The organism is Aggregicoccus sp. 17bor-14 (genome assembly GCF_009659535.1).
GTDB lineage: Bacteria > Myxococcota > Myxococcia > Myxococcales > Myxococcaceae > Aggregicoccus.
This window is the reverse complement of record NZ_VJZZ01000009.1, coordinates 273083-286023: the sequence shown is the minus strand read 5'-3', so window position 1 is coordinate 286023 and position 12941 is coordinate 273083. Positions and strand designations below refer to the sequence as shown.

General features: G+C 71.7%; 13 protein-coding genes. 7 read left to right on the top strand and 6 right to left on the bottom strand.

Going from position 1 to position 12941, the window contains the following annotated elements; translation table 11 throughout:
- The first annotated feature begins 55 nt into the window (after positions 1–55).
- Positions 56–1981 (top strand): OmpA family protein, encoded by a 1926-nt coding sequence (locus tag FGE12_RS30385; RefSeq protein ID WP_370459067.1) that lies wholly within the window; start codon positions 56–58, stop codon positions 1979–1981.
- Positions 1982–2133: 152 nt separating this feature from the next.
- Here the strand turns inward: FGE12_RS30385 and FGE12_RS19040 are convergent, their stop codons facing one another.
- Entirely contained in the window at positions 2134–2712 is a 579-nt protein-coding gene (locus FGE12_RS19040) for a TlpA family protein disulfide reductase (protein ID WP_370459066.1), read from the bottom strand.
- Positions 2702–3793, bottom strand: coding sequence for a CFI-box-CTERM domain-containing protein (locus tag FGE12_RS19035; RefSeq protein ID WP_194798057.1), 1092 nt, complete (start codon positions 3791–3793; stop codon positions 2702–2704). The genes FGE12_RS19040 and FGE12_RS19035 overlap by 11 nt, the downstream gene beginning before the upstream one ends.
- A gap of 115 nt (positions 3794–3908) precedes the next feature.
- On the opposite strand from FGE12_RS19035, the gene FGE12_RS19030 reads away from it, so the two are divergent.
- The 3 genes from FGE12_RS19030 to FGE12_RS19020 all read left to right on the top strand — a co-directional run bounded on the left by FGE12_RS19030 (position 3909) and on the right by FGE12_RS19020 (position 6166).
- Positions 3909–4211, top strand: coding sequence for a hypothetical protein (locus FGE12_RS19030; protein WP_153867892.1), 303 nt, complete (start codon positions 3909–3911; stop codon positions 4209–4211).
- Positions 4212–4323: 112 nt separating this feature from the next.
- The gene (locus FGE12_RS19025) at positions 4324–5739 is read left to right on the top strand and encodes a trypsin-like peptidase domain-containing protein (protein WP_370459065.1); all 1416 of its coding nucleotides are present in this window, start codon (positions 4324–4326) and stop codon (positions 5737–5739) included.
- A gap of 157 nt (positions 5740–5896) precedes the next feature.
- Complete coding sequence (locus FGE12_RS19020) at positions 5897–6166, top strand: vegetative protein (RefSeq protein ID WP_194798056.1); 270 nt, start codon at positions 5897–5899, stop codon at positions 6164–6166.
- A 61-nt stretch (positions 6167–6227) separates the two neighbouring features.
- Here the strand turns inward: FGE12_RS19020 and FGE12_RS19015 are convergent, their stop codons facing one another.
- Positions 6228–6974: an RNA methyltransferase gene (locus FGE12_RS19015; RefSeq protein WP_153867890.1), complete on the bottom strand. Its 747-nt coding sequence runs from the start codon at positions 6972–6974 to the stop codon at positions 6228–6230.
- Positions 6975–7028: 54 nt separating this feature from the next.
- On the opposite strand from FGE12_RS19015, the gene FGE12_RS19010 reads away from it, so the two are divergent.
- Positions 7029–7616 carry a hypothetical protein gene (locus FGE12_RS19010; protein ID WP_153867889.1) on the top strand — a complete coding sequence of 196 codons (588 nt, stop codon included), beginning with the start codon at positions 7029–7031 and terminating at the stop codon, positions 7614–7616.
- A 51-nt stretch (positions 7617–7667) separates the two neighbouring features.
- Positions 7668–8630, top strand: coding sequence for a phosphoribosylaminoimidazolesuccinocarboxamide synthase (locus FGE12_RS19005; RefSeq protein ID WP_370459064.1), 963 nt, complete (start codon positions 7668–7670; stop codon positions 8628–8630).
- Between the two features lie 15 nt (positions 8631–8645).
- Here the strand turns inward: FGE12_RS19005 and purB are convergent, their stop codons facing one another.
- The 3 genes from purB to dut all read right to left on the bottom strand — a co-directional run bounded on the left by purB (position 8646) and on the right by dut (position 12248).
- Positions 8646–9956 carry an adenylosuccinate lyase gene (purB, locus tag FGE12_RS19000; protein ID WP_194798055.1) on the bottom strand — a complete coding sequence of 437 codons (1311 nt, stop codon included), beginning with the start codon at positions 9954–9956 and terminating at the stop codon, positions 8646–8648.
- Between the two features lie 113 nt (positions 9957–10069).
- Complete coding sequence (locus FGE12_RS18995) at positions 10070–11530, bottom strand: SUMF1/EgtB/PvdO family nonheme iron enzyme (RefSeq protein WP_153867888.1); 1461 nt, start codon at positions 11528–11530, stop codon at positions 10070–10072.
- 265 nt (positions 11531–11795) lie between these two features.
- On the bottom strand, positions 11796–12248 hold the full coding sequence (gene dut, locus FGE12_RS18990; protein ID WP_153867887.1) for a dUTP diphosphatase: 453 nt from the start codon (positions 12246–12248) through the stop codon (positions 11796–11798).
- 87 nt (positions 12249–12335) lie between these two features.
- Between dut and FGE12_RS18985 the strand changes: the two genes are divergently transcribed.
- Positions 12336–12941 carry a DUF924 family protein gene (locus FGE12_RS18985; protein ID WP_228530899.1) on the top strand — a complete coding sequence of 202 codons (606 nt, stop codon included), beginning with the start codon at positions 12336–12338 and terminating at the stop codon, positions 12939–12941.

Here is a 12941-nt window from a genome sequence, read left to right as displayed (position 1 = left end):
TGCGCTGGGGGGCGATTTACCGGGCCTCTCGGCGCCTCCTCCCCGAGGAACGTCCGTGCGCGCTCTCCCCCTCGCAGCCCTCCTGCTCGCCGCAGCGCCCCCCGCGCTCGCTCAGGATGCGGCCGCACAGAACCCCGCCTTCCGCCGCGGCTTCGATGCCGTGCCCCAGAAGCTCACCCCCGCCCAGGACAGCGGCCTCGCGCTCGAGGGCGCGCGCTCGCCGGGACAGGGCAGCTACCTGGGCTCGCTGCTCTTCGACTACAACGACGAGATCCTCTCGCTGAAGCTGGGCGACGAGAAGATCGGGGACCTGATTCCCTATCGGCTCGATGCCCACGCGATGTTCGCGTACCAGGTGCTCGATAGGCTCGAGCTCGCGGTGGACCTGCCGTTCACGCTCGCGCAGGGGGACAACTTCAACCTGCTGGAGGCGCAGCTGCCCGGGTTCCCGGGGGCCGCGGGTGTGGACAGCGCGGGCTTCGGCGACGTGCGCGTGCTGCCGCGCCTCTTCCTGCTGAACCCCGAGAGCGCGCCCATCGGCCTCGCGCTCACCACCGAGGTCCGGCTGCCCACGGGCACGGGCGACAGCTTCCTCGGCGAGAGCGGCGTGCTCTTCGCCCCGCGCTTCGCGGTGGAGCGCTCGATTGGACCGGTGCGGCTCATCGGCAACGTGGGCTACCGCATCCGCAAGGACACGCAGTACCTGAACCTGCTCGTCGGGGATGAGTTCACCCTCGGCGGCGGCGGCACGGTGTCCCTGCCCAGCTTCTGGAAGTTCACCGAGGTGAAGGCGCTCGCCGAGATGCACCTGGCCACGCCGTCCTCGAGCCCCTTCAACTTCAAGGAGGCGGACTCGCTCAAGACCCCCTGGGAGGTCATGGGCGGCGTGCGCGCTCAGGTCGCGGGCCCCTGGGGCGTGCAGCTCGGCGTGGGCAAGGGCGTGAGCACCGAGAGCGGCTACGGACGCGAGGCGTTCCGCGTCTTCGCCTCGTTGCGCTACGAGGTCCCGGGCAAGGACCAGGACGGCGACGGCATCCCGGACGTGCGCGACGCCTGCATGGGCGAGCCCGAGGACAAGGACGGCTACAAGGACGGCGACGGCTGCCCCGACCCGGACAACGACGGCGACGGCGTGCTCGACGGCGTGGACAAGTGCCCCCTCGTGCCGGGCCTCGCCGAGTACGACGGCTGCCCGGACGCGGATGGCGACGAGATTCCCGACGACGAGGACCACTGCCCGCAGGAGGCGGGGCCGCCGGAGAACGACGGCTGCCCCGAGCAGGAGCCCCAGGCCGTGACGGTCGAGTCCGACCGCATCAAGATCAACGGCAACATCCAGTTCGAGACCGGCTCCGCGAAGATCCAGCAGCAGTCCTACAAGCTGCTCGACGAGGTCGCCGTGGTGCTCAAGGCGAACCCCACGCTGGGCCCCGTGATGATCGAGGGACACACGGACAACAAGGGCTCGCGCGCCCTCAACACGAGCCTGTCCAAGCGCCGCGCGCGCAGCGTGCTGGAGTACCTCGTGAGCAAGGGGATTGCCGCGAACCGGCTGCGCTCCGAGGGCTATGGGTTCGACCGTCCGGTGGCCTCGAACGACACCGCGCTCGGCCGCGCGAAGAACCGCCGCGTGGACTTCAAGCTCGTGCGCGACACGGTGGAGGGGCCGGAGCGCACGGTGCCTGCGGACCCCACGGGTCGTCCGGATGGGAGCAAGGAGCCCGAGCCGACGCCGAATCCCCAGCAGGGAAAGAGCGCGACGCCGACGCCGAAGGAGGAGCTGCCCGAGCCGGCGCCGCTGACGCCGGCGAAGCCCGCGGCGCCCGTGCAGGCTCCGGCGAAGCCGGCTGCGAAGCCTGCGGCTCCGGCGAAGAAGAGCGCCACGCCGGCGAAGAAGCCTGCTCCGGCCAAGGCGCCCGCGAAGCCGAAGGCCGCGGCGCCGGCGAAGGCTCCTGCGACCGATGGGGGCGTGAAGCAGTAGCGGGTCCGCGGTCGGGAACCCGGCTCCCTCACCGTTTCCCTCTCCCAGGGGAGAGGGGACGGCTTCGTCCGGGTCCTCCCTCTCCCCCTGGGAGAGGGCCGGGGTGAGGGAAGTTCGCCCTACCGCGTCCCTGCGCGCCCTACCCCGCCGCGCTACTGCTTCTTCAGCGCGGTCTCGATGTTCCGGCGCATCTCGTCCTCGTCCATCATCCCGCGGTGGACGTTGAGCACCTTGCCGTCGCGGTCGAGGAAGTAGAGCGTGGGCAGCGCCTCCACCTTGAACTCCTGCGCGATCGCATCGCCGCCGTACACGATGTACGGGGCGAGCTCGGGCCGCTCGCTGCGCAGGTAGTGCCCGACGAGCTCCTCGGCGACGTCGTCCTCGTCCTGGCTCACGGCGACGAAGGCGAGCCCCTGGGCCTCGTACTCGCGCGCGAGCTTGATGAGCGTAGGCATCTCCGCCTTGCACGGCGGGCACCACGTCGCCCAGAAGTCGAGCATCACCACCTGGCCCTTCAGATCGGACAGGGCCATGGTCCCACCGCCGTGGCGGCGCAGCTGGAGTGCGGGCGCGGCGCTCGCCTGCGGCGGCACCGCCCCCACCTTGTTCGCCTCCATCATGGCGAGCGACACCATCCCCACGACCAGCACCAGGCCCACCACCCACCAGATGATCTTGCCGCCGCGCCCCTTGGGCGCCGGGGGCGGACTGCCCACAGCCTCACTCGTCACGTCGCCGCTCCTCTCGTGCCTTCAATCCCTGGTGCACCCGGCCCAGTCCCCACCGCACCGCGCCGCGCACCCGCGGCCGCGCCCGCACCCACTCCGCCACCCCGGGGCCGAGCTCGTAATACCCCCGGATGAACAGCCGCCCCGCCGCGTGCTTCCGGAGCACGTCGTCGCGAAACGCGCGGAAGGCCACCAGCTCCGGTGCGCCCTCGCCGAACGCAACAGTTGCTACGAAGCAGCTCGACGCCGGTGACATCCACATCACGCGGCTGGTGGTCAGGTTCACCACGGCCTTCAGCTCGCGCTTCTCCGTGTACAGGAACACGAGCAAGTCATTCCGTGCCGCGGGGAACTGCTGGCCGCTGGCCTCCTCGAAGTCGACGCGGGCCGCGCCCCCACTTCCCACCTCCTTCACGGTGAAGAGGTAGCGCCGCGAGCTGCGCTTCTCCTCCACCTCCAGGCCGGTGAGCTCGCCGAAGAAGCCGACGAAGGGCTGCCGGCAGTGCGGGCAGGTGAACTGGTGCGTGGGGTGCAGCGGGGAGAAGCCGAACTCGTCGATGCGCTTGCACCCGGTGTTCGGGCACACGAGCTTCACGCGGACCACGGGGTTCGTGTGCGGATCGAAGCGCGAGCGCCCCGAGCTCTTGTCGAACACGGGCGGCAGCTCTCCGCCGCGAGAGAGCAGCGCACGCGTCTTGTGCGCCGCGCGCTCGAGCTCCTGCGCGCGCCGCCACTGCACCTCGGCCTGCTCGAGCCTCCCCGCGGCCGTGTGGCACAGCGCGGCCCCGTGCGCTTCCAGGGCCTCCAGGTGCGGCATCGCCTGGGCCTGCGCCTCGGGCACGCGCACGAGCGCGAGGCCCTGGGCGAGCACGCGCTCCACCTCGGGCAGCAGGCCCTCTGCGGCCTTGCGCGCGGGGTCCTCGGAGGAGCGGCGGTAGAGCGGGGGCTCGGGGATCTTCGCGTACAGCGCGGCGGCCTCGGCGCGCAGCCGCTCGAGCGCGGCCTCGAGCGCTGGGGGCGAGCGGGGCACGTCGATGGCGGCGGAGCGGGCCTGGGCGGCCTGGATGAGCTCTTGGGGCTGCAAGGTGGCGAAGACCTTAAGGGGCGCCTCCGGCCCTGTCAGCGGGAGACTCCGTGCGGGCCGGAAACTGGCGCTCGTGCACCCCGCAATGTAAGACGGGGTGGGAGGATGTAAACGTATGACCTTCTTGAAGTGGCTCGTCTGGACCGCTTGCGCTGTGGGGCTCGGCGTCTTCCTCGCGTCCGGTGACGTCGGCGGGCACACGCCGCTCGAGCACATGGAGCGCGCGTGGAAGCGCAACGTGAACCCCTCGAAGCTGGACCGGGTGAAGGACGGCCTCGAGGACACCTACGAGAGCGCGAAGGACGCTGTCACGGATGCGACGGACAAGGTGCAGGGCAAGCCGGCCAAGCCCCCGCGCGAGCGCATCAGCAAGGACGAGCGCGACGCCGTGAATCGTCTGATCGCGCAGAAGAAGTAAGACCGCGGGGATCCCCCCTTCCCCACCGCTTCCGCTTCCGAGCCTGCCTCCTTACCTTCGCGGCGAGGTGGCGGGTAGGGAGTGCGGGAGGGGAGTCATGGGGTCTGGTGGGGTGAGAGCCGTGGGAGTGGCGGCGCTGGCGTGTGTGCTGGCGCAGCCGGCCCTGGCGTCGCGTAGCAGCAGCAGCGCCCAGCAGCACCGGTTGTGGGTGGAGGCGCAGGGACGCACGCTGCACCAGCAGCGCTCGAGCCTCGCCGAGGTCGCGCGCAAGGCGATGCCCGCGGTCGTCTCCATCACCACCCGCACGGCGGCGCCCGAGGGCGCCACGGCGGGCGCCGAGGACGAGCCCCAGAAGGGCATCGGCTCCGGCTTCATCATCCACCCGGACGGCTACATCCTCACCAGCGCCCACGTGGTCGCGGGCGCGGACTCGGTGAGCATCAGCGTGCTCAACGCGCGCGGCGAGGCCGAGGAGTACGAGGCCGCCGTCGTCGGCGAGGACGAGCGCACGGACTTCGCGCTGCTGAAGATCGACGCCCCGCGCAAGCTCCCCGTGCTCAAGCTCGCGACTGCCGAGCGCGTGCAGGTGGCCGACTGGATCGTCGTCATCGGCAACCCCTTCGGGCTCGCGCACTCCGTCACCGTGGGCGTGGTCAGCTACAAGGGCCGCACCGACATCACGCCCAACGGCCACGACGCGGACTTCGACTACCTGCAGACGGACGCGTCCATCAACCCGGGCAACTCGGGTGGGCCCGTGCTGGACCTGCAGGGCGAGGTGGTGGCCATCGCCAACGCGGTCAACGTGACCGGCCAGGGCATCGGCTTCGCCATCCCCATCGACATCGCGAAGGCGGTGCTCCCGCAGCTCAAGGAGCACGGGCGCGTGCGCCGCGGCTGGCTGGGCATCTCGGTGGCCGACTGGTCTCCGGAACTCGCGGACAGCCTCAACCTCTCGCGCCGCCAGCACGGCATCGTCGTCACCGACGTGGTCGCGGGCAGCCCCGCGGACGAGGCGGGCCTGCGCGTGGGAGACCTCATCAGCGGCCTGGACGGCAAGCCCCTCTCGCGCGCCCACGCGCTGCGCTGGGCCATGTCCACGCGCCAGGAGGGCCACAGCGTGGGGCTCCACGTCCGCCGCGACACGAAGCGCTTCGCCGTGCGCGTGCGTCTCGGGAACCCGCCTCCCGAGGTCCCCTCCCCCTCCCAGGTCGCCCAGGCCAAGGGCACCCCGCCCGCCGCGCCCCCGAGCACCCTCGGCGCGAGCGTGGAGGACCTGCTCGCCGAGGCCGACCCCGGCACGCACTCGAACCCGCTGGGCGCCTTCATCCGCTCGGTGCAGCCGGACAGCGTGCTGGGCCGCGCGGGGCTGACGCCCGGGGATGTCGTCTTCCAGGTGAATGCCGCGGACGTGAGTGGCCGGGACGAGCTGGTGGGCAAGCTGGACGCCCTGGGGCCGGGCAGCCCCGTGGCCCTCACCGTGCGCCGGGGCGGCAAGACCCTGGACCTCGCCTTCAAGAAGCCCTGATCCGGGCGGGCGACGGCTGCCTGCCTGCTCGCCCCGTGGCTTGCACCTTGCGTTCCACCCCGCGCAGCGCTACACAAGCCGCCCTTTTCATACCCGGCGGCGAGGCGCTTCCCATGCGTGTGGGAGCCGCCGCCGCGGCATCGCAAGGAGCATCACCGTGGCCGAGGCCCAGAAGAAGACCCAGACCCTGAAGAAGTGGCCGCGCGTCGCGAAGGCGAGCGGCAAGAAGGTGTGCAGCGTGGACGGCTGCAAGCGTCCCTACCGCGCGAAGTCCTACTGCTTCTTCCACTACAAGAAGTGGCGCCAGGGCGAGCTGCCCCACAGCCGCTACCGCACCTGCTCCAAGGCGGAGTGCCGCAACAAGGTGTCCAAGGGCGGCCTGTGCGAGAAGCACTACGCCGAGACCTACAAGAAGGACGCGGCCTAAGAACCTCCCGGTTCCTGGCTGTCTCGAAACCCGGCTCCCTCCTCGCGAGGGGCCGGGTTTTTCATTTGGACTCGGGCCGCCGCTTCATCGCGCGCGCGACGTGCTTCCACGCGTTGAGCCACAGCTCCGCCTCGCGCTGGGTGAGCTGCGCGCGCAGCAGGCTCAGCTCCAGCTCGCGCAGCACGTACTCGGGCTCCTGCGGGTTCAGGAAGCCCGCCGTGAGCAGCGTCTGGAGCATGAGGTTTCCCAGCGCGTGCACCGTGCCCATGCGCGCTCCGGGCGGCACCTCCTGCACGATGGGCGCTTCCCCCTCCACGCGCGCGAGCTCGCGAGACAGCAGGTAGAAGAGCACCGTCGCCGCCTGCGCGAGGTTCATCGACGGCTGCGTCGAGCCGGTGCGGATGGCGAGGATGTCCGGGCAGAAGTCGAGCTCCTCGTTGGAGAGGCCGCGCTTCTCCCCTCCCAGCACCAGCGCCACGGGGCCTCGCTGGGCCTGCTGCACCAGCTTCGCCACCGCCTCCTCGGGGGTGAGCACCGTGCGCCCCTCGAGCGGGATGCGCGAGGTGGTGCCGCAGGCCCACACGCAGCCCTCGAGGGCCGCCGGGATGCTGTCCACCACCTGCAGCGCGTCCAGCACCCCCTCGCCCTTCACGCCCAGCTTCAGCGCGTCCTCGATGTCGAAGGTGCCTGGCTGGGAGAGCAGCAGGCGGCTGAGCTCGAAGTTCGCCATCCCGCGCGCCACCGACCCGAGGTTGTCGGGCGACTGCGTCTGGTGGAGGACGACGCGGATGTTGGCGGCCAGAGACATGGGACCGGAGTTTAGCTTCCTGATCCTACGTCCTCTCGGTATATTCCCGTTCCGATGCGCATCCGGGTCGCCGCGGTCGTCCTCTCGCTCACCGTCCTCGCCGCCTGTGGCGAAGGGCCGGCTCCCCTGCGCGCTCCGCTCTCGGCTCGCCAGGCCCTCACGGGCTCGCCGGAGCTGCTGCAGCTGGAGTCCGCGACGGTGCGCCAGGAGCTGTTCCGCGAGCTCGCCCGCATCAGCGAGCAGGAGGCCGGGCAGTCCGCCCAGGCGCTCGTGCTCTTTCCCGTGAGCCGGGACGACCGCTTCGTCGCGGCGCCCGGCTTCGACGCCCGCCTGGACCTGCTGCAGGCCCCGGACGCAGGCGGTGGCCTCACGCTGGGCTTCGAGGGCCGCGCGGGCGAGCGCTGGCCCGAGGACCGCAGCGAGAGCCTCCAGGGCCTCTCCGAGCGCGAGGCCGCCGAGCTGGTGGCGCGCACGCTGCTCGCGCGCTGGGACGTGCACCCCGCGGGGCGCGTGCAGGTGGACCGCGCCGCGGGCGCCCCCTACGCGGCCGCCTACGTGGACGGCATCCTGCGCATCAACCCGTCCTTCCTCTACCTCGCCGCCGCGTTCGGTCCCGCTTCCACTCCGGCCAGCGCGCAGTAGAGTCCGGCGCCTCCACCCCTGTGGCCCCTCATTGGGGCCCTGTGAGGCCCCGTGAACCACACCGCTCTCCTCGCGCAGCAGCTGCCCTTCACCCTGCGGCAGACCGACCTGCCTGGCCTCGGCACGAAGTACCAGGGCAAGGTGCGCGACACGTACCGCCAGGGCGACCGGCTCACGCTCGTCACCAGTGACAGGCTCTCTGCCTTCGATCACGTGCTGACCACCCTCCCCTTCAAGGGCGAGGTGCTCAACCGGCTCGCGCACTTCTGGTTCGAGCGCACGAAGCACATCGTGCCCAACCACGTGCTGGACATGCCGGACCCCAACGTCATCGTCGCGCGCGCCTGCGAGCCCTTCGCGGTCGAGGTCGTGATCCGCGGCTACCTCACCGGCAGCCTCTGGCGCGACTTCGAGAAGAGCACGCACACCGCCTACGGCGTCCCCTTCCCGGAAGGGATGAAGAAGGACCAGGCCTTCCCCGCCCCCATCATCACCCCGTCCACCAAGGCGGAGCTGGGCAAGCACGACGAGCCCATCAGCGAGGCGGAGATCCTCTCGCGCGGGCTCGCGAGCCCGCGCGACTGGGCGCGCATCACCGAGGCCGCGCGCGGGCTGTTCGCGGAAGGGCAGGCCTGGGCGCGCAAGCAGGGCCTCATCCTCGTGGACACCAAGTACGAGTTCGGGAAGGTGGGCGACACCCTCTACGTCATCGACGAGATGCACACGCCGGACTCGAGCCGCTACTGGGTCGCGGACGAGTACGAGGAGCGCTTCAAGAAGGGCGAGCCGCAGAAGATGCTCGACAAAGAGAACCTGCGGCAGTGGCTCATCAAGGAGCGCAACTTCATGGGCCACGGCCCCCTGCCGGAGATTCCCGACGCGGTGCGCGTGGACCTCGCGGAGAAGTACCTCGCGGCCTACGCGCGCATCACGGGCGCGGAGCTGAGCCTGCAGCCGGGGGATGTGCACAGCCGGCTCACGCAAAACCTCAAGGCCAGGGGCTACCTGAAGTAGCTCCCTCCCCTCCGGCTACTTCTTGCCGAACACGCGGGCGAAGATGTCGTCCATGTGCTTGGTGTGGTAGCCGGAGCTGAAGCAGTCCTCGATCTCCGCGGTGCTCATCATCCGCGCGAGATCCGGGTCCGCGAGCAGGGCCTGCTTGAAGCTGACGCCCTCCTCGTACATGCGCATCGCGTTGCGCTGGACGATGACGTACGCCGCCTGGCGGTCCATCCCCTTGCGCGCGAGCTCGAGCAGGATGCGCTGGCTGTTCACCACGCCTCCGAGCAGGTCCACGTTGCGCTGCATGTTCTCGGGGTACACGCGCATGTTCTCCACGAGCCCCGCGAAGCGCTGGAGCATGAAGTCCATGAGGATGGTCGCGTCCGGGCCGATGACGCGCTCCACGCTGGAGTGCGAGATGTCGCGCTCGTGCCACAGGGCCACGTCCTCCAGCGCGCTCACCGCGTAGCCGCGCAGCAGGCGCGCGAGCCCCGTGAGGTTCTCGCTCAGCACGGGGTTGCGCTTGTGGGGCATGGCGCTGCTGCCCTTCTGCCCGGGGGTGAAGGCCTCCTCCACCTCGCGCACCTCGGTGCGCTGCAGGTGGCGGATCTCCACCGCGAACTTCTCGATGCTCGCGCCCAGGAGCGCGAGCGCGCTGAAGAACTCCGCGTGCCGATCGCGCTGGATGATCTGGGTGGAGGCCGGCTCGGGCGTGAGGCCGAGCTTCTTGCACACGTACTCCTCCACCTTCGGAGGCAGGTGCGCGAAGGTGCCCACCGCGCCGGAGATCATCCCCACGGCCACCACGTCGCGCGCGCGCTCGAGGCGCTGCTCGTTGCGCAGCAGCTCCTCGTACCAGACCGCCATCTTGTGCCCGAAGGTGATGGGCTCCGCGTGGATGCCGTGGCTGCGGCCCATCATCACGGTGTTCTTGTGCTCGTGGGCGCGCTTCTCCACCGCGGCCTTCACCCGCTGCAGGTCCGCGAGAATCAGGTCCGCCGCGTCCCGCAGCGTCATGCCCAGCGAGGTGTCCAGCACGTCCGAGGACGTCATGCCCAGGTGCAGCCAGCGCGCGCTGGGCCCCACGCGCTCCTCCATGAAGGTGAGGAAGGCGATGACGTCGTGCTTCGTCACGCGCTCGATCTCGTCGATGCGCCGCGCGTCCGCCTCGCTGAAGTCCCCGGCGCGCGCGGTGCAGTCGGCGAGCGCCTCCTTGGGGGCGAGCCCTGCGTCCACCATCGCCTCGAGCGCGGCGAGCTCCACGTCGCGCCAGCGCCGCAGGCGCGCGACGTCGGTCCAGAGCTGGGTCATCTCCTGACGGCTGTAGCGAGGAATCACGGGGCAACCTTGGGCGAGGGGTTACCCCGGGTCTACCCGGATCGCGGCCGCTCCGACGAGTGGATTTTCTGCTCGCAGGGACAAGGGCCTGGCGGGCGTGCCGCCTGGGTGGCTCAGAGGGCGTCGGCGCAGCAGCGGAAGCCCACCGTGGCGCTGCGGGCCGCGGGCGCCCCGTTCTTGCGCGCGGCGCAGCGGGCGGCCGCCTCCGCGCGGTCGAAGGTCCCGCCCTTCACCACCCGGTCCGCGCCCAGCGGCGTGGCCGTCCACTCCGCCACGTTCCCCGAGAGGTCCGCCACCCCGTACCCCGAGCGGCAGCGCGCCGCCCGGCCTGCCGCAGCGACCGTGCGCGGCTGGCCCTTCGCGTCCTCGGTGTTGCAGGCCTCGGAGTCGAAAGCATTGCCGTACGGGTAGCGCTGGCCGGAGGGTCCCTTGCAGGCCTTCTCCCACTCGTCCTCGGCGCACAGCCGCTTGCCCAGCATGCCGCAGGCCCGCTGCGCCTCCTCCCAGCTCACCGTGACGGCCGGGGCCGTGCCGGGGCGATTCGGGTACTCGTACTCGTCGATGCAGAAGGCGGCCACCGTGCGCGGGGCGAGTGCGCGCTCGTCGAGGCCACGCCCGCGCTCCTCGGGCGGGCTGCCCGCGGCGAAGGTTCCGCCCGGCACCCGGCGCATCCCCGCGGGGCAGCTGCCCGAGGCCGGCACCGCGAGCGCCGAGAGCGGCGCGCCCCCGGGGCCGTCGTGCGCCTCGGCGCGCACCACCGTGAGCGGCGGCGCGCCGGGCTTGGGCTTCATTGCGGCGACGAGGCTCGCCGGCTCCACGTCGTCCCCCTCGAGCGAGGCGCGCACCACCTTGGTGGGCGGGGCGGCGGGCGCTGCGGGCCTCGCCGGCGCGGGAGGCGCGGGCTTCGCCGGCACGGGGGTCGGGGCCGCAGCAGCGGCTGGCGCCGGAACCTCGGGCTCGCGGCGTCCCTGCATCAGCCAGTAGCCGCCGCCCAGGCCCAGCACGAGGCCCGCGACGGCGAGGACCACCAGCGGCACGGACGTGCGCTCGGGCTCGGCCTGGCTCGCGAAGAACGACGAGGCCTCGGGGGCCGCGGCGGGCGACTTCGCCGGCTTCTTGCGCCAGTTGCGCGGCAGCTGGTTCGCGAAGAGCGGCGGCAGCTCCACGGAGGGCCGGCGCGGCCGCAGGCGCGGAGGCGTGGCGAGGCGCGGCGCGGGACGGCGCACGCCGAGGCGCTCGGAGAGCGGCGGCCCGGGAGGCTCGGGACGCGGCAGCGGCTTCGCGGGCGCCTCGGGCTTGCTGAACTGGAAGGGCAGCGCGAAGGCCGGGAGCATCTCCGTCACCGCGCCGTCATCCGAGGGCCCCAGCGAGGGCGGCAGCATCGAGCTGTGCAGCTGGTAGGTCGCGTTCTCGGGCGCGGGCTCGAGCAGCGGCGGGCCCCCCGCGGCTCCTGCGGCCTGGGGGAACTGAGCGACGAGCGGCAGCGGGCGGCCGGGCGCGGACGCGGGCGGCTCCTTCGCGAAGACCACCGGCGCGGTGACAGCCTCGGAGGCGGCGAGGTCCGCGGGGCTCATCGAGGCATTCGGTGGAATGCTCGGCGGCGCGCTCACGGCGCGCGTGCGACCGGACTTGCGCAGGCGGCGCGACTCACGGGCGGCCCACGAGCGCTCGTGTCCGCAAGCGCTGCACCGATCACCTTCGCCAGATGACTTGCGACCACAGCGTTCGCAGAGCACGACGAACTCCCCCCAAGGTCACGGCCCCCACCCGAGTGGGCGCCGGGGCGTCGAACTCTTACCCCGTCCGCAGCGAGCGCCACAAGGAGGGGGTCCTGCGGGACTACCGGCCCGTGGAGCCGAAACCACCCACCCCGCGCTCGGTTTCATCGAGAAGCGAAACTTCCCGGAGTTCCGCTTGCTGCACGGGGGCCACCACCAGCTGCGCGATCCGGTCCCCGCGCTTCAGCGTGAAGGGCTCGTGGGAGAGGTTCACCAGCACCACCTGCACCTCGCCGCGGTAGTCCGCGTCGATGGTGCCCGGGGAGTTGAGCAGCGTGATGCCGTGGCGCAGCGCGAGCCCCGAGCGCGGGCGCACCTGGCCCTCGTAGCCGCGCGGCAGCGCAATCGCGAGTCCCGTAGGTACCGCCAGCCGCTCGAGAGAGCCCAGCGTGCGCTCGCCTTCGATATCGGCGCGCAGGTCCATGCCCGCCGCGTCCGAGGTCTGGTAGCGCGGCAGAGGCAGGGGCTCGGGGTGTGCGCGCACGCGGCGCACGCGGACGGTGAGGGCGTTCATGCCCTCACGCTTAGCACGAGGCCGGGGCTGAACACCGCAGGCGCCAAGGGGTGGCGAGGTGGGTGCGGTGCCGGAATGCTTGGGGCCATGACGGCGCCACAGGCGGAAGAGGTCCTCGAGTTCTGGTTCGGCGAGCAGCGAAACGACACGGCCTGGCTCGCGGAGAGGAACCGGCTCTGGTTCGGAGGAGACGCGGACACGGATGCGCGCATCCGCGAGCGCTTCCTCTCGGTGACGGAGGCGGCGCGCGCGGGGGCGTTGGATGAATGGGCCACGGAGCCGCGCGGACTGCTCGCGCTGGTCATCCTGCTCGACCAGTTCTCGCGCACGCTGTACCGGGGAACGGCGGGAGCCTTCGACGCGGATCTCGCCGCGCGTGCGCTCGTGCACCGCGCGCACGCGCAGGGGTGGATGGAGGGGTACACGCCCCTCGAGCGCATCTTCCTCGCGATGCCGCTCATGCACTCGGAGGCGCTCGGAGAGCAGGACGCGTGCGTGGCCGCGTTCGAGCGGCTCGTGGAGAGGTGCGAGGGGCCACTCGCGGACACGATGCGCAACTCGCTCGATTACGCGCGCAGGCACCGCGATGTGGTGCAGCGCTTCGGCCGCTTTCCCCATCGCAACGATGCGCTGGGACGGCCGTCCACTGCCGAGGAGATGGAGTTCCTGAAGCAACCGGGCAGCAGGTTCTGA

Excerpts from the sequence above, each read along its gene's own strand:
- FGE12_RS18985 (WP_228530899.1), top strand. The coding sequence starts at position 12,336 with ATGACGGCGCCACAGGCGGAAGAGGTCCTCGAGTTCTGGTTCGGCGAG.
- FGE12_RS19010 (WP_153867889.1), top strand. The coding sequence starts at position 7,029 with ATGCGCATCCGGGTCGCCGCGGTCGTCCTCTCGCTCACCGTCCTCGCC.
- FGE12_RS19030 (WP_153867892.1), top strand. The coding sequence starts at position 3,909 with ATGACCTTCTTGAAGTGGCTCGTCTGGACCGCTTGCGCTGTGGGGCTC.
- dut (WP_153867887.1), bottom strand. The coding sequence starts at position 12,248 with ATGAACGCCCTCACCGTCCGCGTGCGCCGCGTGCGCGCACACCCCGAG.
- FGE12_RS18995 (WP_153867888.1), bottom strand. The coding sequence starts at position 11,530 with ATGAGCCCCGCGGACCTCGCCGCCTCCGAGGCTGTCACCGCGCCGGTG.
- FGE12_RS19015 (WP_153867890.1), bottom strand. The coding sequence starts at position 6,974 with ATGTCTCTGGCCGCCAACATCCGCGTCGTCCTCCACCAGACGCAGTCG.